This is a genomic window from Pseudomonas sp. MD330_10, assembly GCF_042610415.1.
GTDB classification, from domain to species: domain Bacteria; phylum Pseudomonadota; class Gammaproteobacteria; order Pseudomonadales; family Pseudomonadaceae; genus Aquipseudomonas; species Aquipseudomonas rhodesiae.
The window spans coordinates 345807-369254 of record NZ_JBHGZU010000001.1 but is presented as its reverse complement, the minus strand read 5'-3'; the positions used below and the strand labels follow the sequence as shown (position 1 = coordinate 369254).

22 protein-coding genes and 1 pseudogene are annotated in these 23448 nt (G+C 60.6%); 8 read left to right on the top strand and 15 right to left on the bottom strand.

Going from position 1 to position 23448, the window contains the following annotated elements:
- Nucleotides 1–2: 2 nt before the first annotated feature.
- Together xerC and ACFZPT_RS01660 are read left to right on the top strand one after the other, a co-directional pair.
- Entirely contained in the window at nt 3–902 is a 900-nt protein-coding gene (gene xerC / locus ACFZPT_RS01665) for a tyrosine recombinase XerC (RefSeq protein WP_379554924.1), read from the top strand.
- Complete coding sequence (locus ACFZPT_RS01660) at nt 899–1594, top strand: HAD family hydrolase (RefSeq protein ID WP_034115442.1); 696 nt, start codon at nt 899–901, stop codon at nt 1592–1594. The genes xerC and ACFZPT_RS01660 overlap by 4 nt, the downstream gene beginning before the upstream one ends.
- A 190-nt stretch (nt 1595–1784) precedes the next feature.
- On the opposite strand, the gene sutA is transcribed toward ACFZPT_RS01660, so the two are convergent.
- The 4 genes from sutA to glnK form a co-directional block, all read right to left on the bottom strand.
- The gene (gene sutA, locus ACFZPT_RS01655; RefSeq protein WP_034101450.1) at nt 1785–2123 is read right to left on the bottom strand and encodes a transcriptional regulator SutA; all 339 of its coding nucleotides are present in this window, start codon (nt 2121–2123) and stop codon (nt 1785–1787) included.
- A gap of 102 nt (nt 2124–2225) precedes the next feature.
- Nucleotides 2226–2651 carry a secondary thiamine-phosphate synthase enzyme YjbQ gene (locus tag ACFZPT_RS01650; RefSeq protein ID WP_034101451.1) on the bottom strand — a complete coding sequence of 142 codons (426 nt, stop codon included), beginning with the start codon at nt 2649–2651 and terminating at the stop codon, nt 2226–2228.
- A 210-nt stretch (nt 2652–2861) separates the two neighbouring features.
- Nucleotides 2862–4199, bottom strand: a complete 1338-nt coding sequence (locus tag ACFZPT_RS01645; RefSeq protein ID WP_034101452.1) for an ammonium transporter — start codon at nt 4197–4199, stop codon at nt 2862–2864.
- 34 nt (nt 4200–4233) lie between these two features.
- A complete protein-coding gene (gene glnK / locus ACFZPT_RS01640; protein WP_002555808.1) occupies nt 4234–4572 on the bottom strand; it encodes a P-II family nitrogen regulator in 339 nt (112 codons plus the stop codon).
- A 421-nt stretch (nt 4573–4993) separates the two neighbouring features.
- Here glnK and ACFZPT_RS01635 point away from each other — a divergent pair, with 421 nt between their 5' ends.
- On the top strand, nt 4994–5254 hold the full coding sequence (locus ACFZPT_RS01635) for an accessory factor UbiK family protein (RefSeq protein WP_034101453.1): 261 nt from the start codon (nt 4994–4996) through the stop codon (nt 5252–5254).
- Between the two features lie 165 nt (nt 5255–5419).
- Entirely contained in the window at nt 5420–6916 is a 1497-nt protein-coding gene (locus ACFZPT_RS01630) for a YifB family Mg chelatase-like AAA ATPase (protein WP_034115444.1), read from the top strand.
- Between the two features lie 25 nt (nt 6917–6941).
- Here ACFZPT_RS01630 and ACFZPT_RS01625 read toward each other — a convergent pair whose 3' ends face one another.
- The 3 genes and pseudogenes from ACFZPT_RS01625 to ACFZPT_RS01615 all read right to left on the bottom strand — a co-directional run bounded on the left by ACFZPT_RS01625 (nt 6942) and on the right by ACFZPT_RS01615 (nt 10019).
- Nucleotides 6942–7664 carry a methyl-accepting chemotaxis protein gene (locus ACFZPT_RS01625; RefSeq protein WP_376697625.1) on the bottom strand — a complete coding sequence of 241 codons (723 nt, stop codon included), beginning with the start codon at nt 7662–7664 and terminating at the stop codon, nt 6942–6944.
- A 180-nt stretch (nt 7665–7844) separates the two neighbouring features.
- Nucleotides 7845–8879 (bottom strand): annotated as a pseudogene (locus ACFZPT_RS01620) (Cache 3/Cache 2 fusion domain-containing protein); the annotation flags it as partial.
- A 219-nt stretch (nt 8880–9098) separates the two neighbouring features.
- Nucleotides 9099–10019 (bottom strand): LysR substrate-binding domain-containing protein, encoded by a 921-nt coding sequence (locus tag ACFZPT_RS01615; RefSeq protein ID WP_034101456.1) that lies wholly within the window; start codon nt 10017–10019, stop codon nt 9099–9101.
- 153 nt (nt 10020–10172) lie between these two features.
- On the opposite strand from ACFZPT_RS01615, the gene ACFZPT_RS01610 reads away from it, so the two are divergent.
- Nucleotides 10173–11576 (top strand): NorM family multidrug efflux MATE transporter, encoded by a 1404-nt coding sequence (locus ACFZPT_RS01610; protein ID WP_099312914.1) that lies wholly within the window; start codon nt 10173–10175, stop codon nt 11574–11576.
- A gap of 25 nt (nt 11577–11601) precedes the next feature.
- On the opposite strand, the gene ACFZPT_RS01605 is transcribed toward ACFZPT_RS01610, so the two are convergent.
- The gene (locus tag ACFZPT_RS01605; RefSeq protein WP_379554925.1) at nt 11602–13275 is read right to left on the bottom strand and encodes a putative bifunctional diguanylate cyclase/phosphodiesterase; all 1674 of its coding nucleotides are present in this window, start codon (nt 13273–13275) and stop codon (nt 11602–11604) included.
- Between the two features lie 268 nt (nt 13276–13543).
- On the opposite strand from ACFZPT_RS01605, the gene rep reads away from it, so the two are divergent.
- Nucleotides 13544–15553 carry a DNA helicase Rep gene (rep, locus tag ACFZPT_RS01600; RefSeq protein ID WP_034101459.1) on the top strand — a complete coding sequence of 670 codons (2010 nt, stop codon included), beginning with the start codon at nt 13544–13546 and terminating at the stop codon, nt 15551–15553.
- A gap of 58 nt (nt 15554–15611) precedes the next feature.
- Nucleotides 15612–16184: a xanthine phosphoribosyltransferase gene (locus ACFZPT_RS01595; protein ID WP_003195447.1), complete on the top strand. Its 573-nt coding sequence runs from the start codon at nt 15612–15614 to the stop codon at nt 16182–16184.
- A gap of 75 nt (nt 16185–16259) precedes the next feature.
- On the opposite strand, the gene ACFZPT_RS01590 is transcribed toward ACFZPT_RS01595, so the two are convergent.
- The 6 genes from ACFZPT_RS01590 to dadA all read right to left on the bottom strand — a co-directional run bounded on the left by ACFZPT_RS01590 (nt 16260) and on the right by dadA (nt 22353).
- The gene (locus ACFZPT_RS01590) at nt 16260–18182 is read right to left on the bottom strand and encodes an acetyl-CoA hydrolase/transferase C-terminal domain-containing protein (RefSeq protein WP_099312915.1); all 1923 of its coding nucleotides are present in this window, start codon (nt 18180–18182) and stop codon (nt 16260–16262) included.
- Nucleotides 18183–18315: 133 nt separating this feature from the next.
- On the bottom strand, nt 18316–18726 hold the full coding sequence (locus ACFZPT_RS01585; protein WP_099312916.1) for a cytochrome c5 family protein: 411 nt from the start codon (nt 18724–18726) through the stop codon (nt 18316–18318).
- Between the two features lie 182 nt (nt 18727–18908).
- Nucleotides 18909–19457, bottom strand: coding sequence for a cupin domain-containing protein (locus tag ACFZPT_RS01580; RefSeq protein ID WP_005792468.1), 549 nt, complete (start codon nt 19455–19457; stop codon nt 18909–18911).
- Between the two features lie 116 nt (nt 19458–19573).
- Nucleotides 19574–20647, bottom strand: coding sequence for an alanine racemase (alr, locus tag ACFZPT_RS01575; protein ID WP_034115451.1), 1074 nt, complete (start codon nt 20645–20647; stop codon nt 19574–19576).
- Nucleotides 20648–20726: 79 nt separating this feature from the next.
- On the bottom strand, nt 20727–21080 hold the full coding sequence (locus ACFZPT_RS01570; RefSeq protein WP_034101463.1) for a RidA family protein: 354 nt from the start codon (nt 21078–21080) through the stop codon (nt 20727–20729).
- Nucleotides 21052–22353 (bottom strand): D-amino acid dehydrogenase, encoded by a 1302-nt coding sequence (gene dadA, locus ACFZPT_RS01565; protein ID WP_034101464.1) that lies wholly within the window; start codon nt 22351–22353, stop codon nt 21052–21054. Before dadA ends, ACFZPT_RS01570 begins: the two co-directional genes overlap by 29 nt.
- Nucleotides 22354–22508: 155 nt before the next feature.
- On the opposite strand from dadA, the gene ACFZPT_RS01560 reads away from it, so the two are divergent.
- The gene (locus ACFZPT_RS01560) at nt 22509–22997 is read left to right on the top strand and encodes an Lrp/AsnC ligand binding domain-containing protein (RefSeq protein WP_003176896.1); all 489 of its coding nucleotides are present in this window, start codon (nt 22509–22511) and stop codon (nt 22995–22997) included.
- On the opposite strand, the gene ACFZPT_RS01555 is transcribed toward ACFZPT_RS01560, so the two are convergent.
- Complete coding sequence (locus ACFZPT_RS01555) at nt 22994–23347, bottom strand: YkgJ family cysteine cluster protein (RefSeq protein WP_034115453.1); 354 nt, start codon at nt 23345–23347, stop codon at nt 22994–22996. The two genes, ACFZPT_RS01560 and ACFZPT_RS01555, sit on opposite strands and share 4 nt — an antisense overlap.
- Nucleotides 23348–23448: the final 101 nt, after the last annotated feature.

Below are 23448 nucleotides of genomic sequence, written 5' to 3'. Positions count from 1 at the left end.
TTATGGAACGGCAACTGGACGCTTACTGCGCGCACCTGCGCAACGAGCGCCAGGTGTCACCCCACACGCTGGAAGCCTACCGGCGGGACTTGAACAAGGTTCTGGCCTACTGCGAAAAGCAGCAGATCGGCAGCTGGAAGGCGCTGGATATCCAAAGCCTGCGCAGTTTGATCGCACGCCTGCATCAGCAGGGGCAATCCTCGCGCAGCCTGTCTCGTCTACTGTCGGCGGTGCGCGGGCTCTATCACCACCTCAATCGCGAAGGCCTGTGCGACCACGACCCGGCCAATGGCCTGTCACCACCCAAGGGCGAACGGCGCCTGCCCAAGACCTTGGATACCGATCGCGCCCTGCAATTGCTTGAAGGCGCAGTAGAAGATGATTTCCTCGCCCACCGCGACCAGGCAATCCTTGAGCTGTTCTATTCCTCAGGCCTGCGCTTGTCGGAGCTGACCAGCTTGAATCTCGACCAACTGGACCTGGCGGACGGCTTGGTGCAAGTGCTCGGTAAAGGCAGCAAGACCCGCGTACTGCCCGTGGGCAGCAAGGCCCGCGAAGCGTTGCAGCATTGGTTGGCGCTGCGGGCGTTGGCTAACCCGGCGGACGACGCCGTCTTCATCAGCCAGAAGGGCCGACGCCTCGGGCCACGGGCGATTCAGGTCCGGGTCAAGGCCGCGGGCGAGCGCGAATTGGGGCAAAACCTGCACCCGCATATGCTGCGGCACTCCTTTGCCAGTCATCTGCTGGAATCGTCCCAAGACCTGCGCGCCGTACAGGAACTGCTCGGGCACTCCGATATCAAGACCACACAGATCTACACCCACCTGGATTTTCAACACCTGGCAACGGTGTACGACAGCGCCCATCCAAGGGCCAAACGCATCAAGGGCGGCGACTCATGACTATCAAGCTGATCACTTTCGACCTGGACGACACGCTCTGGGACAACGTACCGGTCATCATCAGCGCCGAAGCGTCGATGCGCGAATGGCTGGCGACCCATGCGTCCAAAGTCGGAGACCTGCCTCTGGAGCATTTCGCTAGATTGCGCCAACAGGTGCTGGAACGTCACCCGGAACTCAAGCACCGCATCAGCCTGTTGCGCCATCGGGTACTGACGCACGCATTCGAAGAGGCTGGTTACCCACAGCCCGAGGCCACCGAAATGGCGGATGTGTGCTTTGAAGCGTTCATCCATGCACGTCATCAACTGACGGTCTTCCCCGAAGCCGAACCCATGCTGCAGGCGCTACGTCGCCAATACCTGCTGGGGGTCATCACCAACGGTAACGCTGACGTACAGCGGGTCGGCCTGGCGGACTACTTTCACTTCGCCCTGCGGGCCGAGGATGTCGGCATTGCCAAACCGGATGCACGGTTGTTTCAGGAAGCCTTGCAGCGTGGCGGCGTGAATGCGGACGCGGCAGTGCATGTGGGTGATCATCCAGGGGACGACATTGCCGGCGCACAGCAGGCGGGGCTGCGTGCGGTGTGGTTCAACCCGACGGGCAAGGCTTGGGAGGCGGATAAGCGCCCGGATGCGGAGATTCGCAGCCTGACGGAGTTGCCGGAACTGCTCCGCAGCTGGCAATAATCCTGGAAATCCAGCGGTGGGAGAAGGCTTGCCTCCGACTACAATAGGTCAGCCAGCAATTGAGGGACTGATCCCCTGCTATCGGGGGGGTAAACCTCCTCCCACATTTGAATCGCATAAGACTAAAAACATCAGGCATGAAAAAGCCCGCAGCGACGGCGGGCTTTTTCTTACAAGCGGGTGACTGACCTCAGATAGGTCGGCTGCCGTACTTGTTATCCGGCTTCTTGGGCGGATCGGCTACCACGTTGGGCTCGACTTCGACCACTTTGCCGCCTTTAGCGAGGAACTCTTCCATCGCGCGGGCCAGGGCATCACGCTCTTTGTTCTTGGCTTCAACGCTCGGCAACTCATCGACCGAAACCGCGGCCTTGGCTTTGCCTTTGGCTTTAGGAGCTGCGTCATCGCCGACACTGTCATCGGCCTCGCCAGTAACGTCGTCGTCAACAGCTGCCGCGTCGAGACTATCATCAGCCTCGTCGTCGTCACCTACTTCAAGTTCGTCGTTTTCCAGATCATCGTCGCTCATGTTCTACCTCATGACTTGCGAAAAGCAGATTAGTTATAGCCCAGCTTGATCCTCTGTCGAGGCGGCTGGAAAAAAATCAACGTCCACCGGTTAACCAGTGGCCTATGCCCCATCACCATGCAAAGTGGCGAGGACTTTACGAGCACCGCCATGATCACGGTGCTCGCCCAGATAAACACCTTGCCATGTCCCCATCGCCAAGCGGCCGGCCTTCACCGGCAAACTCAGCTGGCAGCCCAGGAGACTGGCCTTGAAGTGCGCCGGCAGATCGTCCGGACCTTCGTCGTTGTGTTCGAACCCTGCACGGCCTTGTGGTACCAGCGAGTTGAAAAAACGTTCGAAGTCACGGCGAACCGCCGGGTCGGCGTTCTCGTTGATAGTCAACGAGGCCGAAGTGTGCTGCAGCCACAGGTGCAACAGTCCTACACGACATGCCTTCAATTCAGGCAAGCCGGCAAGCAATTCGTCGGTCACCAGGTGAAAGCCCCGGGGCCTGGCCCGCAGGGTAATCAGGGTCTGTTGCCACATACAGTTCTCCGCCCATCGGCGCGCATTCTAGCGCGCTCTGGGAAAAAACAAAGTGTCGAATACGCCTACATGCCTGTAAGACATTCGCACGCTGAAAAATGCCGTGTGCGCCCCATCACAATCGCTGCACAAAAATGGCCTGGCGCCCTATGACTGACAAACGCCAGACAAAAAAATGCCCGGCAAGCCGGGCATCTTTTTTTCGCGTACTTACAAGTTGTAGCCGCGCTCGTTGTGTTGCGCCAGATCGAGGCCAACCGCCTCTTCCTCTTCGGTGACACGCAGGCCCATGACCATGTCCAGCACCTTAAGGATGACGTAGGTGACGATCGCCGTGTAGATCACGGTGAAGCCCACACCTTTGCACTGGATCCAGACCTGTGCCGCTACGTCCGTCACGGTGCCGAAGCCGCCCAGCGCAGGGGCTGCGAAAACACCGGTGAGGATCGCACCGACGATACCGCCGATACCGTGCACACCGAAGGCGTCCAGGGAGTCGTCATAGCCCAGCTTGCGCTTGAGGCTGGTGGCGCAGAAGAAGCAGATCACACCGGCCACCAGGCCAATCACCAGGGCGCCCATCGGGCCTACGGTGCCGGCAGCTGGCGTAACGGCAACCAGGCCAGCGACCACACCCGAAGCGATGCCCAGTGCGCTTGGCTTACCGTGGGTAATCCACTCGGCGAACATCCAGCCCAGCGCCGCAGCAGCGGTGGCGATCTGAGTCACCAGCATCGCCATGCCGGCGGTGCCATTGGCGGCCGCCGCGGAACCGGCGTTGAAACCAAACCAGCCGATCCACAGCATGGCCGCGCCGATCAGGGTGTAACCCAGGTTGTGCGGCGCCATCGGCGTGGTCGGGTAGCCTTTACGCTTGCCGAGCACAATGCACGCCACCAGGCCCGCGACACCGGCGTTGATGTGCACCACGGTGCCGCCGGCGAAGTCCAGCACGCCCCAGTCCCACAACAGGCCGCCGTTGCCGCTCCACACCATGTGTGCGATCGGTGCATAGACCAGGGTGAACCAGATGGCCATGAAAATCAGCATGGCGGAGAACTTCATGCGCTCGGCAAAGGCGCCGACGATGAGTGCCGGAGTGATGATCGCGAAGGTCATCTGGAAAGTGATGAACACCGCTTCGGGGAACAACGCCGCCGGCCCGGTGATGCTGGCCGGGGTGACACCCGCCAGGAACGCCTTGCCCATGCCGCCGAAGAAGGAATTGAAGTTGACCACGCCCTGTTCCATACCAGTGGTATCGAACGCGATGCTGTAGCCGTAAATAACCCACAGGATGCTGATCAGGCCCGTGATGGCAAAGCACTGCATCATCACCGACAGAATATTTTTGGAGCGAACCATGCCGCCGTAGAACAGCGCCAGGCCAGGGATGGTCATGAACAGCACCAGCGCAGTGGATGTCAGCATCCACGCGGTGTCGCCGGAGTTGAGGACTGGAGCAGCCACTTCGTCTGCCGCCATGGCCAGGCTTGGCATTACGATGGACAACAGGGCTCCGAGCCCTGCGAATTTACGCAGAGTCATATTGTTTTCTCCTGGGGCGTTGGGGTTTGGCGGCTTAGATTGCGTCGGTATCGGTTTCGCCGGTACGGATGCGAATAGCCTGTTCCAGATTGACCACGAAGATCTTGCCGTCACCGATCTTGCCGGTGTTGGCGGCCTTGGTTATCGCCTCGATAACCCGGTCAAGATCCTTGTCGTCAATGGCGACATCAATCTTCACCTTCGGCAGGAAATCCACTACGTATTCCGCGCCGCGATACAGCTCGGTGTGACCCTTCTGCCGACCGAAGCCTTTGACCTCAGTAACGGTAATGCCCTGCACGCCGATCTCGGACAACGACTCGCGTACATCGTCCAACTTGAACGGCTTGATGATGGCAGTGACTAGCTTCATGAAAACTCTCTCCCGAATTGGTGGACTTGCCCCAGGAAAACAAACCCGTCTCAAGTCTAAGCGCAGTGCCTGGCTTTGTAACGCGTCGTCGCCTCGGCTATGCCGTTGCGACGACAGCTAACCACTGGTGACAAACCTGTACCCCTGATCCATCGGCGCACTGCATTCGTCACAGCGACTGCATCAGTGCATGGGTCATGATCGTCTAAGCAGAAACCTTGCCAGCTCCGTAAAAACCACTGAAATCAATCCTTTGCCCACTTATGTCCACCTGCGGGTCGTTTTGGTGAGCGTAATGCGCACAAAAACGGTGCGTGGCCCGCCGCCCCTCTGCGCGAAAAGCGTGCGCACAAGGCCGTGAAAAAGACTATAGACGGTGCGTGATACACTGACCGCCAACAGTTTTTCCGGAATATTTCCCATGCTCGCGCCCAAAGATTTCCTCGACGCCCTGAGCGGCCACGCCTCTCGCCTGTTCAGCGGAGAAACTCCGTTGCCCCGCAATGAAATCGAAAGCCAGTTCAAGGCCTTGCTGCAAAGCGGTTTCAGCAAGCTCGACCTGGTCAGCCGTGAAGAATTCGACAGCCAGATGGTCGTGCTGGCCCGCACGCGTGCGCGGCTGGAGAGCCTGGAGGCGAAGGTGGCGGAGTTGGAAGCGCGGCTGACGCCTGATCAGAAATAGCCCATACCTCTGTTGAGACGAGCCTGTTCGCGCAGATCTTCGCGAACAGGCTCACGCTCCACCTACCCAAGATACGTTCAGTAAAACCTCCCCGCCCCGCTCTTACCCACCTCGTCTACCCTTGAAAAACCGCAGGAAGCGGCCCTCACTTTTCAAGGAACGAGCATGTCCCTCGCCATCGTCCACAGCCGCGCCCAGATCGGCGTCGAAGCGCCCGCCGTCACCGTCGAAGTGCATATGGCCAACGGCCTGCCGTCCCTGACGCTGGTGGGGCTGCCCGAAACCGCAGTCAAGGAAAGCAAAGACCGCGTGCGCAGCGCCATTCTCAACTCCGCGCTGCAATACCCTGCCCGTCGCATCACCCTCAATCTCGCGCCCGCTGACCTGCCTAAGGACGGCGGGCGTTTTGACCTGGCGATTGCCTTGGGCATCCTGGCGGCGAGTGTGCAAGTGCCGGCACTGATGCTCGATGACGTGGAGTGCCTGGGCGAACTGGCCCTGTCCGGCGAGGTACGCGCGGTGAAAGGTGTACTGCCGGCGGCACTGGCTGCGCGCAAGGCGGGACGCACGGTGATAGTGCCGCGTGCGAACGCCGAAGAAGCCTGCCTGGCATCGGGCTTGAAGGTGATTGCAGTGGATCACTTGCTACAGGTGGTGGCGCACTTGACCGGCCAGGTGCCGATCGAGCCATACAGGTCCGATGGCTTGCTGTATCTGAACAAGCCCTATCCGGACTTGAGTGAAGTGCAGGGCCAATTGGCGGCCAAGCGCGCGCTGCTGCTTGCTGCGGCTGGCGCACATAACCTGCTGTTCAGCGGCCCGCCCGGCACCGGCAAAACCTTGCTCGCCAGCCGCTTGCCCGGTCTGCTGCCGCCCTTGACCGAACACGAAGCCCTGGAAGTCGCGGCCATCCAGTCGGTGGTCAGCCTGGCACCTCTGAGCCATTGGCCCCATCGGCCGTTTCGCCAACCCCACCACTCCGCGTCCGGGCCGGCCTTGGTGGGCGGTGGCTCGAAACCCCAGCCGGGGGAAATCACCCTGGCCCATCACGGTGTGCTGTTTCTGGATGAATTACCGGAATTCGATCGCAAGGTGCTGGAGGTACTGCGCGAGCCGCTGGAGTCAGGGCATATCGTGATTTCCCGCGCGCGCGACCGCGTAAGGTTCCCGGCGCGTTTCCAACTAGTGGCCGCAATGAACCCCTGCCCCTGCGGTTATCTGGGTGACACCACCGGGCGCTGTCGCTGCACGCCGGAGCAGATCCAGCGCTATCGCAACAAACTGTCCGGGCCGTTGCTGGACCGGATCGACTTGCACCTGACGGTTGCACGGGAAACCACGGCGCTGAACCCGGCACTGGCAGCCGGGGATAACACAGCAACGGCGGCCGCACAGGTTGCCAACGCGCGGGAGCAGCAGGAAAAACGCCAGGGCTGTGCCAATGCGTTTCTGGACCTGCCGGGGTTGCGCGAGCATTGCAGGCTGGCGAAGGCCGACGAGAGCTGGCTGGAGAGCGCCTGCGAGCGGCTGACACTCTCCTTGCGCGCGGCTCACCGCTTACTCAAGGTGGCCCGCACGTTAGCCGATCTGGAGCAGGAGGCTACGATCACTCGCGAGCATCTGAAGGAGGCGCTGCAATACCGTCCGGCGGCTATCACGTGAGCCTCCCTCCCTGATCAACAGCGCTTCATCGGAAGCGATCCACCTCATGCCGCAAGCCCGACGCCAGCGTCTCCAACTCCTTGGCGGTGATCGCCAGGTTCGAGACGACTTCGCGCTGTTCACTGTTGGCCAGCGCAATGCTTTGCAGGTTGCTGCTGAGCAAAGTCGCGGTGCTGCTCTGTTCCTGGGTAGCCGTGGTAATCGCAGCGAACTGCTGACCGGCCGAGCGGCTTTGTTCGTCGATCCGCGCCAGGGCCGACGCCACGTCGGCGTTGCGCGACAAGCCTTCCTGCATCAGCACATTGCCTTGCTCCATGGTGCTGATGGCGTTGCCGGTTTCTTTCTGAATGCTTTGGATCATCCCGGAAATTTCATCGGTGGCTTCACGTGTACGCGAGGCCAGATTGCGCACTTCATCCGCCACTACAGCGAAACCACGGCCTTGCTCACCGGCCCGCGCAGCCTCAATGGCGGCGTTGAGCGCCAGCAGGTTGGTCTGTTCGGCAATGGCGGTGATCACACCGACGATGCCGCCGATCTCCTGGGAACGCTGACCCAACGTGTTGATCACCGTTGCGGTGCTGTTCAGTGCCGTAGCGATATGCTCCAGGGACGACGAGGCTTCCTGCATCGAGTTGCGTCCGATCCGGGTCTGTTGGGCGTTCTCTTGAGCCAGACGTTCGGTGTTGCCCATGTTGTCGGCGATGTTCAGCGATGTGGCGCTGAACTCTTCCACCGCGCCGGCCATGCTAGTAATTTCACCGGACTGCTGCTCCATGCCCTCATAGGCGCCCCCGGACAACCCGGACAGCGCCTGAGCACGACCGTTGACCTCTTCGGCCGCCTTGCGAATATGCGACACCATGGTCGACAGCGCTTCGCCCATCTGGTTGAAGGCGCGCGCCAGTTGGCCGATCTCGTCATGGCTGGAGACGCTCAGGCGAGCACTCAAATCCCCAGCCCCCAGGGCTTCGGCCTGACGCACCAAGTCACCCAACGGCGCCAGTTTGCTGCGCAACAACCAGACCGTCGCACCCACCGCCAGCAACATCGCCAACACACTGCCGATCACCAGACGCAGGCCGACGGCCCAGGTGACCGCGCGGATTTCCGCCTTTGGCATGCTGGCGACCACTGCCCACGGTCCGCCGTCGAACGGTACCGATACGCTGTAGAAGTCTTCGCTCTTATCGCTCCAGAAACGCCCCTTGCCTGGGGTTTTGGCCAGATCCAGCATCACCGGCACCGCTTGCTCCGGGGCCTGCACACCCGCCGGCGACACCAGCCAGTGTTTCTGTTCATCCAGCAAGGCCAGAGAACCGGTCTGGCCGATGCGGAAGCGTTTGAGGTTCTCGAACTGGGCGTTCTGCGCATCGGTGTAGTCGAAACCGATAAACAGCACCGCGATGACTTTGCCGCTGGCGTCACGCACCGGGCTGTACTGAGTCATATAGGAGCGATCGAACAACACCGCCCGACCAATATAGGGCTGCCCGCTGAACACCCGCGCATACGCCGGGCTCTGGCGGTCCAGCACAGTACCGATGGCGCGGCTGCCGTCCTGCTTGGTCAGGGAGGTGCTGACCCGGATAAAGTCGTCGCCACTGCGCACGAACACCGTGGCTACGCCGCCGGACATCTGCTTGAACACATCCACTTCGGTGAAGTTGTTGTTCAGCACCTCGCTGCCCAGATACAGGCTCGGGGTCTGCACACCGGCGACCGCGATGGGCTGGTCCGCGCGCACGCTCAAGCCCGCGCTGAAGCGCTTCTCGAACAGCCCCGTCAGGCGCTGAGTGCTTTCACGCAGCGTGCTATGGAACGTATTCAGCTGGTCGGCGAGCAGGCGCGCCTCGCTGGCCAAATGTTCCTCGCGGGTGTCGAGGTTGGCGGCATCCAGGGAACGCAGGGCAAAAACAGTACTGCCGCCAATGGCGACAGCCAGGATCACGGCAAGGGCCATACCGAGTTGGGAGGCAATCCGGGCACGAGGTTGAGACATGACAGCTCCTGGCCGAGGCCAGGATCATCCTGATCTCATAGCGCTGCTCGGCAAATTATCTAAGTGGGCAAACATTGGTGCACGATGGTTCCAACACACCTACTTCGGCGGGTGATTGCAATACTTGAGCGAATCGCAGGGGTATCGCGCAAACGGTTGCGCACCAGCGTTATAAGCACTTCAATCGAAGCGTTCCACCGCAGGCAACACCATCGCTTGCACTTCGCTCTGCAGGAAATCCGCGAGGCGTCGCAGGCGCTCGCCACCCGGACGGGTTTTCGGCCAGACCAGATAATAGTGCTCGCCACTGGCCACAGCGCTGGGCCATGGCAGGCTCAGCCTCCCCTGAGCCACGTCTTCGGCCACCATCAGCAGGTCGCCCATGGACACGCCGTACCCCCGCGCCGCCGCGATCATGCCTAGTTCCAGGGTATCGAAGACTTGCCCCCCCTTGAGCGACACTTGGGACGACAGCCCCATGCGCTCCAGCCAGTAGCGCCAATCGCGCCGATCCGGCGTCGGGTGCAGCAACTCAGCCGTGGCCAGTCGCGCCGCGTCCCAGGGGCCGTCGTCGAGCAGGTTGGGGGCGCCGACGGGAATCAGCATCTCGGGAAACAGGCGACACGCCTCCCAATCCGTGGGGAAATGGCCATTGCTGAGTAGGACGGCACAGTCGAACGGCTCTTGGTTGAAGTCCACTTCGTCAACGCTCATCCACGCGCTGGTCAGTTGCACCTCATTGCCCGGCTGCAAATGCCGAAAACGACTGAGCCGCGCCAGCAGCCAACGCATGGTCAGGGTGGAGGGGGCCTTCATGCGCAGGATGTCGTCCTCGCTATTGAGGGTGTGGCAGGCCCGCTCCAACGCGGCGAACCCCTCGCGCACGCCGGGCAACAGCAGCCGTGCGGCCTCGGTAAGTTGCAGGTGGCGACCGCTACGCTGGAACAGGCGACAGGCGAAATGCTCTTCGAGGGTGCGGATATGCCGGCTCACCGCACTTTGGGTGATGGACAGTTCTTCGGCGGCGCGAGTGAAAGAGTTGTGCCGGGAAGCGGCCTCAAAGGCACGCAGGGCATAAAGCGGTGGAAGACGACGAGACATTGGGAAAGCTCCGACAACTCAATACGAGAACCCTACCAGACTCGATAGGAGCATGAGTTTTAATCATGCGAACGATCGCATTTATCCCTTTGTGCAATGGGCTGAGAGCGCCGAGAATCAACCCTCCCCCAATTCTATGACTTTCAGAGCGTGATGATTATGCAGCATCCGGCACGTACCGAACTCTGGGCCATTCTGCGGCTTTCCGGGCCGCTGATCGCCTCGCAGTTGGCCCACATGCTCATGGTGCTGACCGACACTTTGATGATGGCGCGCCTGAGTCCCGAAGCCTTGGCCGGCGGTGGCCTGGGCGCGGCGAGCTATTCGTTCGTGTCGATCTTCTGCATCGGCGTGATCGCCGCCGTGGGTACGCTGGTGGCCATCCGTCATGGCGCGGGCGACATCGAAGGCGCCACGCGTCTGACCCAGGCAGGGCTTTGGCTCGCTTGGTTGATGGCCCTGGCGGCCGGCCTGCTGCTATGGAACCTCAAACCGGTGTTACTGCTGTTCGGCCAGACCGAAACCAACGTGCAGTCGGCGGGGCAATTTCTGACGATCCTGCCGTTCGCCCTGCCTGGCTACCTGAGCTTCATGGCCCTGCGTGGCTTCACCAGCGCCATAGGTAAAGCCACGCCGGTGATGGTGATCAGCCTCGGCGGCACGGTGCTCAACTACCTGCTCAACCACGCACTGATCGAAGGTATGTTCGGCCTGCCGAAACTCGGCCTGATGGGCATTGGCCTGGTCACGGCGATCGTCGCCAATGGCATGGCGCTGACGTTGATGTGGTACATCCGCAGCAATCGTGCGTATGCCGCCTACCCGCTGAGCAGCGGCCTGCTGCGCCTCAATACCCACTATCTGCGCGAACTGTGGCGGCTGGGGCTGCCGATTGGCGGCACCTATGCGGTGGAAGTCGGGCTGTTTGCCTTCGCGGCGCTGTGCATGGGCACCATGGGCAGCACGCAACTGGCTGCGCATCAGATCGCTCTGCAGATCGTCTCGGTGGCGTTCATGGTGCCGGCGGGGATGTCCTACGCAGTGACCATGCGCATCGGCCAGCACTACGGCGCCGGGCAGTTGCTGCGGGCCCGTCTGGCAGGACGCGTCGGAATCGGTTTCGGCGCCTTGGTGATGTTGGGGTTTGCCGCCGTGCTGTGGCTGTATTCCGACCCGCTGATCGGACTGTTCCTCGACCATAACGACCCGGCGTTCCATGACGTCATCGTCCTGGCCGTCAGCCTGTTGGCCGTGGCGGCCTGGTTCGAACTGTTCGATGGCGTGCAAACCATCGCCATGGGCTGCATTCGTGGGCTCAAGGACGCCAAAACCACCTTCCTGGTCGGTTTGGGTTGCTACTGGCTGATCGGTGCGCCGTCGGCCTGGCTGATGGCGTTCACCCTGGGTTGGGGCCCCACCGGTGTATGGTGGGGATTGGCACTGGGGCTGGCCTGCGCGGCAGTGAGCCTGACCTGGGCGTTTGAAGCGAAGATCAAACGCATGATTCACCAGGAACCTGCGGACCAAGTAGCGTTTCAGACTGCGCAAACGGACTAGAAGCCTATTGCGTTGCTTCGCCGCGCTAGTTGGCCGCGCCCGGCATGGCTTGCCGGCCATTGCCGATAGTCAGGTAATCCACCAGCTCAGGCAATGGCAACGGCTTGCTGATCAGGTAACCCTGGCCCTGGTCGCAACCGAACAAACGCAACAGCGCCAATTGCTCTGGGGTTTCGACGCCTTCGGCCACCACTTCCAGGTTGAGGTTGTGAGCCAGATTGATCATGGCGTGCACCAACTTGCGGTTCTCTTCGCGCTCCTCCATGCCGCCCACGAAGCTCTTATCGATTTTCAGCAGGGCAATCGGCAGGCTGTTGAGGTGCACGAACGATGAGAAACCGGTACCAAAGTCATCCAGGGAAAACCGCACGCCCAGGCGACCAAGGGCATCCATGGTTTGTTTGACCAAGTCACTGCGGCGCATCACGGCGGTTTCGGTCAGTTCGAACTCCAACCATTGCGCCTCCACCCCACGCTCAGCAATCAGGCGGCTGAGGGTAGAGAGCAATTGGCTGTCCTGAAACTGACGGAACGACAGGTTGACCGCCATGTGCAGCGGCGGCAGGCCGCGTTCGCGCAAATCCTGCATGTCGCGCAGGGCACGGGAGATCACCCAATAGCCCAGCGGCACGATCAAGCCGCTTTGCTCGGCCAGGGGCACGAACTCGCTGGGCGGGAGCAGGCCGCGCTCACCGTGGCGCCAGCGCACCAAGGCTTCGAGACCGACGATATGGCCGTCATCCAGGTCCAGGCGCGGCTGGTAATGCAGCTCCAGCTCATCGCGTCGCAGGGCACGACGCAGTTCGCTCTCCAGATCGGCCAGACTGCGGGCGTTGCGGTTGATGCGTTCGTTGAAGATATGAAAGGTGCAACCCTGAGTGCTTTTAGCTTGCTGCATAGCGATATGGGCGTGCCACATCAGCGGGTCGGCGCCGGCGCGAGCGCGGGCATGGGCCACGCCCAGGCTGCAGCCGATCAGCAGGCTTTCGCCATCCACCCAGTAGGGTTCGGCCATGGCTTCGATGATGCGTTCGGCCATCCATTCAGCACGCTGCGGCGCACGGCGGGTGTCGATCAGCAGGGCGAATTCGTCGCTGCCCAGGCGGGCGAGCTGGTCGCCGATTTCGAGCTGGCTCTTGAGCCGCGACACGACCTGCAGAATCAGGCGATCGCCGGCCTGGTGGCCGAGGGCATCGTTGGCATGGCGGAAATTGTCCAGGTCCAGATGGCCGAGGGCCAGGCCGCGACCATCATTCTCGGCCAGCCTCGCAGCCAGCAAGGTCTGGAAGCCCTGGCGGTTGGCGATACCGGTGAGCGGATCCTGCTCGGCCAGGCGTTGCAGGGTCGTCTCCAGTACACCGCGCTCGCGCACATGACGCAGGCAGCGGCGTAGCGTGTCGACAGCTATTGCATCACGCACCAGCCAATCGCTGACGCCAAGGGGCGCAACCAGCGGCTCCTGCTCAAGCAGCAGCACGCAGGGCAAGCTGCAACGGCCGGGGGCAGGTTGCAGGGCAGGTGTGGTCAACAGCACCGCGCTCTGGTCGTCATCGAACAGACGACTCACGGAATCCCAACTTGGCGCGCTGATCAGCACAGCCCCATCGCCCATCGGCGCCAGGCACTCGCGCAACAACGCTGCCCACTCAGGCGTATCGGCCAGAAGCAGCAAACGCAAGGGTTCGACAGGCGTAGACAAGCTAGCTCCCTAGACTCTGCAAGATTTCATTGGCGGCGGGCATTATGACGCGCGGCCTGATAATCACCAATGATAAGAGTTATCAAACACGCCGGTTGTAATCATTTGTCAGTGCTTCAACCACAAGAAGCCCCGACATCCTGCGGCAAAGTAGCAAAACCGGCAAATTTAGATCGAGTGGTACGTCACACCGTCGATCCAGGGCAGCAGAATCTTGCCAGCCTGTTAAAATGCCCGCCCTTTTGACCAACGACCCCAAAAAATCCGTATGTCCCGACTCAACCCCCGGCAGCAAGAAGCCGTGAACTACGTCGGCGGCCCTCTATTGGTGCTCGCCGGCGCAGGCTCCGGCAAGACCAGCGTGATCACCCGCAAGATCGCGCACCTGATCCAGAACTGTGGCATCCGCGCTCAGTACATTGTCGCCATGACCTTTACCAACAAGGCCGCGCGCGAAATGAAAGAGCGCGTCGGCACCCTGCTCAAGGGTGGCGAGGGCCGTGGCCTCACCGTGTGTACCTTCCACAACCTGGGGCTGAACATCATCCGCAAGGAGCATGTGCGGCTGGGCTACAAACCGGGCTTTTCGATCTTTGACGAGACCGATGTCAAAGCCCTGATGACCGACATCATGCAAAAGGAATACGCGGGCGACGACGGCGTCGATGAGATCAAGAACATGATCGGCGCCTGGAAAAACGACCTGATCCTGCCCGCCGAAGCCCTGGAAAACGCGCGCAACCCCAAGGAGCAGACCGCCGCCATCGTCTACACCCACTACCAGCGCACGCTCAAGGCGTTCAACGCGGTGGACTTCGACGACCTTATCCTGCTGCCGGTCAAGCTGTTCCAGGAACACAAAGACATCCTGGAAAAATGGCAGAACAAGGTGCGCTACCTGCTGGTGGATGAATACCAGGACACCAACGCCAGCCAATACCTGCTGGTAAAGCTGCTGATCGGGACGCGCAACCAGTTCACCGTGGTAGGCGACGATGACCAGTCGATCTACGCCTGGCGCGGTGCCCGCCCGGAAAACCTGATGCTGCTCAAGGAGGACTACCCGTCCTTGAAGGTGGTGATGCTGGAGCAGAACTACCGCTCCACCAGCCGAATCCTGCGTTGCGCCAACGTGCTGATCTCCAACAACCCCCACGAGTTCGAAAAGCAACTGTGGAGCGAGATGGGCCATGGCGACGAGATCCGCGTGATCCGCTGCCGCAACGAAGACGCCGAAGCCGAGCGCGTGGCCGTCGAGATCCTCAGCTTGCACCTGCGCACTGACCGGCCTTACAGCGATTTCGCGATCCTGTACCGGGGTAACTACCAGGCCAAGCTGATCGAGCTGAAATTGCAACACCACCAGGTGCCGTATCGTCTGTCAGGCGGTAACAGCTTTTTCGGACGTCAGGAAGTCAAAGACCTGATGGCTTATTTCCGTCTGATCGTGAATCCAGACGACGACAACGCCTTCCTGCGCGTAATCAACGTACCGCGTCGGGAAATCGGCTCCACCACCCTGGAAAAACTCGGCAACTACGCCACCGAGCGCAAGATCTCGATGTACGCCGCTACCGACGAAATCGGCCTGGGCGAACATTTGGACACGCGCTTCACCGATCGGCTGTCGCGCTTCAAGCGCTTTATGGACAAAGTGCGCGAGCAATGTGCCGGCGAAGACCCGATCAGCGCCCTGCGCAGCATGGTCATGGATATCGACTATGAAAACTGGCTGCGCACCAACAGCTCCAGCGACAAGGCCGCGGATTACCGCATGGGCAACGTCTGGTTCCTGATCGAAGCACTGAAGAACACCCTGGAAAAAGACGAAGACGGCGAGATGACCGTCGAAGACGCCATCGGCAAGCTGGTACTGCGCGATATGCTCGAACGCCAGCAGGAAGAAGAAGATGGCGCCGAAGGTGTACAGATGATGACCTTGCATGCCTCCAAGGGCCTGGAATTCCCCTACGTGTTCATCATGGGCATGGAAGAGGAAATCCTCCCGCACCGCTCCAGCATCGAAGCCGACACTATCGAGGAAGAACGGCGCCTGGCCTACGTGGGCATTACCCGCGCGCGTCAGACCCTGGCCTTCACCTTCGCCGCCAAGCGTAAGCAATACGGCGAAATCATCGACTGTGCCCCCAGCCGGTTTCTCGACGAGTTACCGCCGGACGATCTGGCCTGGGAAGGCAATGACGACACCCCGACCGAGGTGAAGGCCGTGCGCGGCAACACCGCCTTGGCGGATATACGCGCGATGTTAAAGCGCTAGAATCGACTACTTTTTAATCTACTTTCGGCGCACAACGCGCCATTAGAGGAAGCTTTCCGTGGAAGCACTGCACAAGAAAATTCGCGAAGAAGGCATCGTGCTTTCCGATCAGGTACTCAAGGTCGATGCGTTTCTGAACCACCAGATCGACCCGGCGCTGATGAAACTGATCGGCGACGAATTCGCTGCACTGTTCAAGGATTCGGGCATTACCAAGATCGTCACCATTGAGGCTTCAGGCATCGCCCCGGCGATCATGACCGGCCTGAACCTGGGCGTACCGGTGATCTTCGCGCGCAAGCAGCAATCCCTGACCCTGACCGAAAACCTGCTGTCGGCGACGGTGTATTCCTTCACCAAGAAAACCGAAAGCACCGTGGCCATCTCGCCGCGCCACCTGACCAGCAGCGATCGCGTGCTGGTGATCGATGACTTCCTGGCCAACGGCAAGGCGTCCCAGGCACTGATTTCGATCATCAAGCAAGCCGGCGCCACCGTGGCCGGTTTGGGGATCGTCATCGAGAAGTCGTTCCAGGGTGGCCGTGCGGAGCTGGATGCCCAGGGCTATCGGGTCGAGTCGCTGGCGCGGGTGAAGTCGCTGGCCGGTGGCGTCGTCACCTTCATCGAGTAATTTGCTACGAGGTGAACACGGATCAAAATGTGGGAGGGGGCAAGCCCCCTCCCACATTTGGCTTTGTGTTGGTTTTTAGTGTGCGGTTGCTTGTAAGCCAGCGAGCAATAGGCGCTGGTAGAGGTCCTCCTTCAAACCCTCCGGCGTATCCAACCGCATCCGCCTCAGATGCGCTGGAAACGCCTGCGGCTCCGGTGCATCCAGCGCCGCCTTGCCCAACTCCAGAATCTCCGTCAGCTTGAATTTGCTCTTGAGCCAGTTCAAGGCGCGCAACAAATCCCGCTCTTCGTCCGTGAAATCGCTGCCCAGCGGATACTCCGGGAACAAACGCCGATGCCGCGCCTGGATACCCTGGAGCCGCTCCGGCGTGTTGTCGCTGAAGCGCGGATCGAGCTGGAAATCCTTGGGCAACTTGCCGGCCTTTTGCGCCTGCTCGATCAAGTCGGCCTGGAAGCGCGAGTCGGTGATGTTGAGCAACGCCTCGATCACCTTCGCGTCCGTCTGGCCGCGTAAATCCGCGATGCCGTATTCGGTGATGACGATGTCCCGCAGATGCCGTGGAATGGTGCAGTGCCCGTAATCCCAAACGATATTGGAACTGACCTCCCCGGCCGATTCGCGCCAGCTGCGCAGAATCAGGATCGACCGCGCCCCCTCTAACGCGTGGCCCTGAGCCACAAAGTTGTATTGCCCGCCCACGCCGCTAAGCACGTGGCCGTCTTCCAATTGATCAGCCACACCCGCGCCCAGCAACGTCACCACGATCGCACTGTTGATAAACCGCGCGTCCTGACGCTGCAGGCGCTTGAGCGCCTCCTGACCGTACAGCTCGTTGATGTAGCTGATACGGGTCATGTTGAATTCAAGGCGCTTGGAATGGGTCATTTCCTGCAAGCGCTGGTAAAAACTGCGCGGGCCAAGAAAGAAACCGCCGTGGATCGATACACCATCGGGCTGCGCCGCATCGTCGAGCAAGCCGGCATTTGCCTGCTCCTGAGTGGCCGCATCCGGGTACACCTTGCGCCGCACAATGCCGGCGTCGGCCAGCACCAGTAGGCCATTGACGAACATTTCGCTGCAGCCGTAAAGGCCACGGGCGAAGGGCGCGACGCCGCCTTCACGGCTGATCAACGGCGCCCAGCGGTACACATCCAGGTCCGTCATCAGCAAGCGATAGGCTTCGTTGTCTGCCTGGCGCGCCAGTAATGCGGCGGTCAGCGCGTCGCCCATGGAGCCGATGCCGATCTGCAAGGTGCCGCCATCGCGCACCAAGGTGCTGGCATGCAGGCCAATAAAGTGATCCTGGAAACCCACCGGCATATTGGGCGTGGAAAACAGCGTGGTGCTGTCCTTCTCATCGAGCAGGTAATCGAATACGTCCATGCCCAGCTCAGAATCACCGGGCATGTAGGGCAAATCGGTGTGGACCTGGCCGACGATCAGGATGGTCTCACCCGCCTCCCGGCGCTTGGCGATCATCGGCAGTAGGTCGAGGGTAATGTCGGGGTTGCAGCTCAGGCTCAGGCGGTCGGGGTGTTCGGCACTGCTGGCGACCAGTTGCGCCACCAGGTTCAGGCCGGCGGCGTTGATGTCGCGGGCTGCATGGCTGTAGTTGCTGCTGACGTAGTCCTGCTGTGCTGAAACGCTGTGCAGCAGGCTGCCGGGCTGCATGAAGAATTGCTGCACGTGGATATTGGGCGGTAGGCTGTCTTTATGCAGGTCGGCGAGAAAGTCCAATTCGGGGTAATCACCGAACACGCGCTCGATAAAGGGTTCGAGGAAACGCTTCTGCAAACCGTCGCCCAATGTCGGGCGGCCCAGGCTTAGAGCGGTATAAATGGTCAGCGCTCGCTCCGGTAGCTTGGCAATACGCCGATACAACGCGTTGACGAACAGATTGGGTTTACCCAAACCCAGGGGCAGGCCCATGTGGATATGCGCCGGCAACCGCGCCAGTACGTCGTCAACTGCTTGCTCGATTGAACACAACTGCACCATCCGACCCTCCTGACATTCCATGATTGGGTTGGACCGAGCTTGCAGGCTCTTTGCTGCAATAACCAGTCTTCAGGATGAATCCCAGGCACAAAAAAGCCGCTCGTAAGCGGCATTTTTGACGAAGATCGGCTGATTAAAGACCGGACATCTTCTTGATCGCGCCCTTGAGGTCATCATCGGAGCAATCGGCGCAAGTGCCTTTAGGCGGCATGGCGTTGATGCCAGTGATAGCCTTGGCCAGGATGCCATCGAGGCCGCCCTGGTGGTCAGCGCGCTCTTTCCAGGCCGCGGTGTCGCCAATTTTCGGCGCGCCAAGCAAACCCGAGCCGTGACATGCGTTGCAGTGCTTGGCGATGATGTCATCTGCCGTTTTCGCTCCACCACCGCCGGCAGCCACGGCCACTTCCATGCCTTTGCATTCCTGACCTTGAACACACACCTGCCCCACAGGCTCCAGGCGCTTAGCGATCTCATCATTGGTGGCAGCTTGAGCGCTGACAGCCCATAGAGCCAGTACGGTTGCTGGTGCAGCCAGCATTTTCATAATTAGGTTCACGCGTTCACCCTCAATGGTGGCTATTCACGCCTGCGGCCACGGTTTCGCAGGCGGCGAAAGTATAACGGTTAGCCCGCCTGGCTGAAACAACCCTATTAACCAAAGGGAGATTCAGTCTGGCGGAATGCAGCTACGGGCGGCTCTGCAATGCTGGCAGGACGCCTCTTCTGTTAAAAGTTCGCGGGTGTGGCTGCGCTGATTAGTCGCGCCGGCACGTCGAACGGATTGCGAAAACGGTGGGGCTTGGTGCTTTCAAAGTAGTAGCTATCGCCCGCTTCGAGCACAAAAGTTTCAAGACCGACCACCAACTCCAACCGGCCTTCCAGCAGAATCCCGGTTTCCTCGCCCTCGTGGGTGAGCATTTCTTCACCTGTGTCGGCGCCCGGCGGGTAGATCTCGTTGAGAAACGCGATGGCCCGGCTTGGATGCGCGCGGCCCACCAGTTTCATCGTGACGGCGCCGTCGGAGATGTCGATCAGCTCATTGGCTTTATAGACGATCTGCGTCGGTATTTCCTGAAGGATCTCTTCAGAGAAGAACTCGACCATGGACATGGGAATGCCACCCAGCACCTTGCGCAAGGAGCTGATCGAAGGGCTGACACTGTTTTTTTCGATCATCGAAATGGTGCTGTTGGTGACACCCGCGCGCTTGGCGAGCTCACGCTGGGAAAGACCTTTGAGTTTACGGATGGATTGCAGTCGTTCGCCGACGTCCAATGCAGGTGCCTCCTAGGATTCAGGCTTTGTTGTAATTGAGCGTTATCATGGCGACAGCGTTCAGTATTTACAACACTTTGGCCTAAATCCCGACCAGCTCCATTCGTGACGGCCTGTCAGGCCTCGGAGTAGAGCCTTGGCACCCGTCGCAGGTTGCAGAAGATCTGGTAGGGGATGGTCTCGGCGGCGACGGCCACGTCACTGGCCAGAATGTTCTTGCCCCACAGCTCCACCGTAGAGCCCAGACCGGCCTGAGGCACGTCCGTCAGGTCGATGCACAGCATGTCCATGGACACACGCCCCAGCAACTGACTGCGCTGCCCGGCCACCAGCACCGGCGTACCCGTGGGAGCATGGCGCGGGTAACCGTCGGCGTAACCCATGGCCACTACCCCGATTCGCATCGGCTTGGGCGTGATGAACCTGGCACCGTAGCCTACGGGCTCACCCGCCGGCAGTTCACGCACGCAGATCACTTTCGATTCCAGGGTCATCACCGGCTGCAAACGTGCGGCCACAGACTGCGCTTCGCCGAAAGGCGTAGCACCATAGAGCATGATGCCGGGCCGGACCCAGTCGCTGGACACATTCGGCCAGCCCATCACCGATGGCGAATTGCGCAAGCTGACCTCTGCGCTCAGGCCTTGGCGCGCCGCATCAAACACGGCCACCTGCTCATCACTGCTCACGCAATCGAGCTCATCGGCGCGGGCGAAGTGGCTCATCAGCACAATCTTGGCAACGCTGCCGGTGGCCAGTAGGCGCTGGTAAGCCTCGTGATAATCCTTAGGGTGCAAGCCCACGCGGTGCATACCCGAATCCAGCTTGAGCCAGACGGTCAGCGGCTTGCTCAAGCGCGCCTGTTCGATCGCCTCCAGTTGCCACAGCGAGTGCACCACGCACCAGAAATCATGCTCGATGATCAGTGGCAGCTCGTCGGCTTCAAAAAAGCCTTCCAGCAACAGCACCGGCGCACGAATGCCAGCGGCGCGCAGCTCCAGTGCTTCTTCGATACAGGCCACGGCAAAGCCGTCGGCCTCGGCTTCCAGCGCCTGGGCCACACGTACGGCACCGTGGCCATAGGCATCGGCCTTGATCACGGCAAGTGCCTTGGCTCCCGTGACTTCACGGGCCAATTGGTAGTTGTGGCGCAGAGCTTGGAGGTCGATCAGGGCACGGGCTGGACGCATGACGGCAGACTTCTAGGCGGCAGAGTGAAGAAAAACCGGCGCTGATCAACAAACCTCAGCGCCGGGAGAGGGATCTGTATTACGGCAGAGCAGCCACGACGGACAGTTCTACCAGGATTTGCGGCTCGCACAGCTTGGCCTCAACCGTGGCGCGGGCCGGGGCAACCCCTTTGGGCAACCAGGCGTCCCACACCGCGTTCATACCGGCGAAATCGGCGTCGATGTCTTTCAAATAAATCGTCACCGACAGCAATCGGGTCTTGTCGGTACCGGCCAGGTCCAGCAAACGCTCGATATTGGCCAAGGTTTCACGGGTCTGCTGTTCAATCCCGGCGCCCATGTCGTCGCCGACTTGCCCAGCCAGGTACACGGTACCGCTGTGGACAACGATCTGGCTCATGCGCTCATTGGTGAGCTGGCGCTGGATTGACATGTTTTGCGGACTCCTGGTGGTTGCCATAACGGGAAATATCGAGGCCTGCGGCGCTGATTTGCGGGGTTTTCTTGGCCATCAGGTCGGCCAGCAAACGGCCCGAGCCGCAGGCCATGGTCCAACCGAGCGTGCCGTGGCCGGTATTCAGGAACAGGTTCTTGAACGGCGTGGCACCGACAATCGGCGTGCCGTCAGGTGTAGTCGGACGCAGGCCGGTCCAGAACGAAGCCTGGGCCAAATCACCGCCCTGAGGATAAAGGTCGTTGACGATCATCTCCAGGGTTTCCCGGCGACGCGGGTTCAGCGACAGGTCAAAACCGGCTATTTCAGCCATGCCGCCGACGCGGATGCGGTTGTCGAAACGGGTGATAGCGACCTTGTAGGTCTCGTCGAGAATGGTCGACGTGGGCGCCATCGCCGGGTTGGTGATCGGCACAGTCAGCGAGTACCCCTTGAGTGGGTACACCGGGGCCTTGATACCCAGCGGCTTGAGCAACTTCGGCGAATAACTGCCCAAGGCGAGCACGTAGCGATCGGCCGTTTCCAGCTTGCCATCGATCCATACGCCGTTGATGCGGTCGCCCGCGTGATCGAGGCGCTGGATGTCTTGTTCGAAGCGGAACTCAACGCCCAATTGCGTGCACATCTCGGCCAGGCGCGTGGTGAACATCTGGCAGTCGCCGGTCTGATCGTTGGGCAAGCGCAGGGCACCGGCCAGAATATCGGTGACGCTGGCCAGGGCAGGCTCGACGCGAGCAATGCCGGCACGGTCAAGCAGTTCGAAAGGCACGCCGGACTCTTTGAGCACCGCGATGTCCTTGGCCGCGCCATCCAACTGCGCCTGGGTACGGAACAGTTGGGTAGTACCGAGGCTGCGGCCTTCGTAGGCAATACCGGTCTCGGCGCGCAGCTCATCAAGGCAGTCGCGGCTGTATTCGGACAAACGCACCATGCGCTCTTTGTTAACTGCATACCGGCTGGCGGTGCAGTTGCGCAGCATCTGCGCCATCCACAGGTATTGATCGATATCGGCGGTGGCCTTGATGGCCAGCGGCGCGTGGCGTTGCAGCAGCCATTTCATGGCCTTGAGCGGCACACCCGGTGCGGCCCAGGGCGAGGCGTAACCGGGGGACACCTGACCGGCGTTGGCGAAACTGGTTTCCATGGCTGCGGCGGGTTGACGGTCGACGACCACCACTTCGAAACCGGCCCGCGCCAAATAGTACGCACTGGTGACACCAATGACGCCGCTACCCAAGACCAGAACGCGCATTTTTATATCCTCATCGCGGCGTGGCCGCCGACGTGTGTTATTCGAGCAATGATGGGCGCAGTATAAAAAGCAATCACCAGTGCATTTCACTATATAAATGCCTATATTTGGCGACAATTCTCGGCAAAAACCGTTTTTACAGAGGCGTATCCCCTATGCGTACCAACACCCAGACCAAACGGGAGCTGGACAAGATCGATCGCAATATCCTGCGCATTCTACAAACCGACGGGCGCATCTCGTTCACTGAGCTGGGGGAAAAAGTCGGCCTCTCGACCACGCCCTGCACCGAGCGCGTGCGGCGCCTGGAGCGCGAGGGGATCATCATGGGCTACAACGCACGGCTGAACCCGCAGCATTTGAAGGGGAGTTTGCTGGTATTTGTCGAGATCAGCCTGGATTACAAGTCGGGAGACACCTTCGAAGAGTTCCGCCGCGCCGTGCTGAAACTGCCCCATGTGCTGGAATGCCACCTGGTGTCCGGGGACTTCGACTACCTGGTGAAAGCGCGGATTTCCGAGATGGCCTCGTACCGCAAACTGCTGGGCGACATCCTGCTCAAGCTGCCCCACGTGCGTGAGTCCAAGAGCTATATCGTGATGGAAGAGGTAAAGGAGAGCCTGAACCTGCCGATCCCGGACTAAACCAATACCTGCCGGGTGCTGGCCATATATTCGTGGATCTGTTTTTCCACTCGTGGATGAATCAACTCCACCGGCCGGCGCCCGTTGGGGCATGGCAAGGTTTGGGTGGTGCCGAACAACCGACAGATCAGCGGTCGCTCGTCATACACCGTGCAGCCAGTGGGGCCCAGGTGGACGCAGTTCAGCTCGTCCATGGCGGCTTCCTGCTCGGCAGCGGTCTTGCGCGGCAGACGCGACATTTCCTCGGGGGACGTGGTCACCGGCCCACAGCAGTCGTGGCAGCCCGGAACACACTCGAACGAAGGAATCTGACGGCGCAATGCGCTGATCTTCTGACGGTTGCAACTCATCGAACAGGTACTCAACGGCGAACAGGGGTGGATTCTGCCGCAAATTGCCCTGCGCAGACAGCATCGTCCGACCGCTGTATCCTGCGTCAAATTTTCCAAAC

What these genes read in the sequence shown, in the direction of transcription:
- ACFZPT_RS01590 (WP_099312915.1), bottom strand. Translation starts at nt 18,182, where the DNA reads ATGGTGCAGTTGTGTTCAATCGAGCAAGCAGTTGACGACGTACTGGCG.
- ACFZPT_RS01615 (WP_034101456.1), bottom strand. Translation starts at nt 10,019, where the DNA reads ATGTCTCGTCGTCTTCCACCGCTTTATGCCCTGCGTGCCTTTGAGGCC.
- alr (WP_034115451.1), bottom strand. Translation starts at nt 20,647, where the DNA reads ATGCGTCCAGCCCGTGCCCTGATCGACCTCCAAGCTCTGCGCCACAAC.
- sutA (WP_034101450.1), bottom strand. Translation starts at nt 2,123, where the DNA reads ATGAGCGACGATGATCTGGAAAACGACGAACTTGAAGTAGGTGACGAC.
- dadA (WP_034101464.1), bottom strand. Translation starts at nt 22,353, where the DNA reads ATGCGCGTTCTGGTCTTGGGTAGCGGCGTCATTGGTGTCACCAGTGCG.
- xerC (WP_379554924.1), top strand. Translation starts at nt 3, where the DNA reads ATGGAACGGCAACTGGACGCTTACTGCGCGCACCTGCGCAACGAGCGC.
- ACFZPT_RS01570 (WP_034101463.1), bottom strand. Translation starts at nt 21,080, where the DNA reads ATGTCAATCCAGCGCCAGCTCACCAATGAGCGCATGAGCCAGATCGTT.
- ACFZPT_RS01635 (WP_034101453.1), top strand. Translation starts at nt 4,994, where the DNA reads ATGCTCGCGCCCAAAGATTTCCTCGACGCCCTGAGCGGCCACGCCTCT.
- glnK (WP_002555808.1), bottom strand. Translation starts at nt 4,572, where the DNA reads ATGAAGCTAGTCACTGCCATCATCAAGCCGTTCAAGTTGGACGATGTA.
- ACFZPT_RS01650 (WP_034101451.1), bottom strand. Translation starts at nt 2,651, where the DNA reads ATGTGGCAACAGACCCTGATTACCCTGCGGGCCAGGCCCCGGGGCTTT.
- ACFZPT_RS01610 (WP_099312914.1), top strand. Translation starts at nt 10,173, where the DNA reads ATGATTATGCAGCATCCGGCACGTACCGAACTCTGGGCCATTCTGCGG.
- ACFZPT_RS01560 (WP_003176896.1), top strand. Translation starts at nt 22,509, where the DNA reads ATGCGTACCAACACCCAGACCAAACGGGAGCTGGACAAGATCGATCGC.
- ACFZPT_RS01630 (WP_034115444.1), top strand. Translation starts at nt 5,420, where the DNA reads ATGTCCCTCGCCATCGTCCACAGCCGCGCCCAGATCGGCGTCGAAGCG.
- ACFZPT_RS01555 (WP_034115453.1), bottom strand. Translation starts at nt 23,347, where the DNA reads ATGAGTTGCAACCGTCAGAAGATCAGCGCATTGCGCCGTCAGATTCCT.
- ACFZPT_RS01645 (WP_034101452.1), bottom strand. Translation starts at nt 4,199, where the DNA reads ATGACTCTGCGTAAATTCGCAGGGCTCGGAGCCCTGTTGTCCATCGTA.
- rep (WP_034101459.1), top strand. Translation starts at nt 13,544, where the DNA reads ATGTCCCGACTCAACCCCCGGCAGCAAGAAGCCGTGAACTACGTCGGC.
- ACFZPT_RS01625 (WP_376697625.1), bottom strand. Translation starts at nt 7,664, where the DNA reads ATGGCCGGCGCGGTGGAAGAGTTCAGCGCCACATCGCTGAACATCGCC.
- ACFZPT_RS01585 (WP_099312916.1), bottom strand. Translation starts at nt 18,726, where the DNA reads ATGAAAATGCTGGCTGCACCAGCAACCGTACTGGCTCTATGGGCTGTC.
- ACFZPT_RS01660 (WP_034115442.1), top strand. Translation starts at nt 899, where the DNA reads ATGACTATCAAGCTGATCACTTTCGACCTGGACGACACGCTCTGGGAC.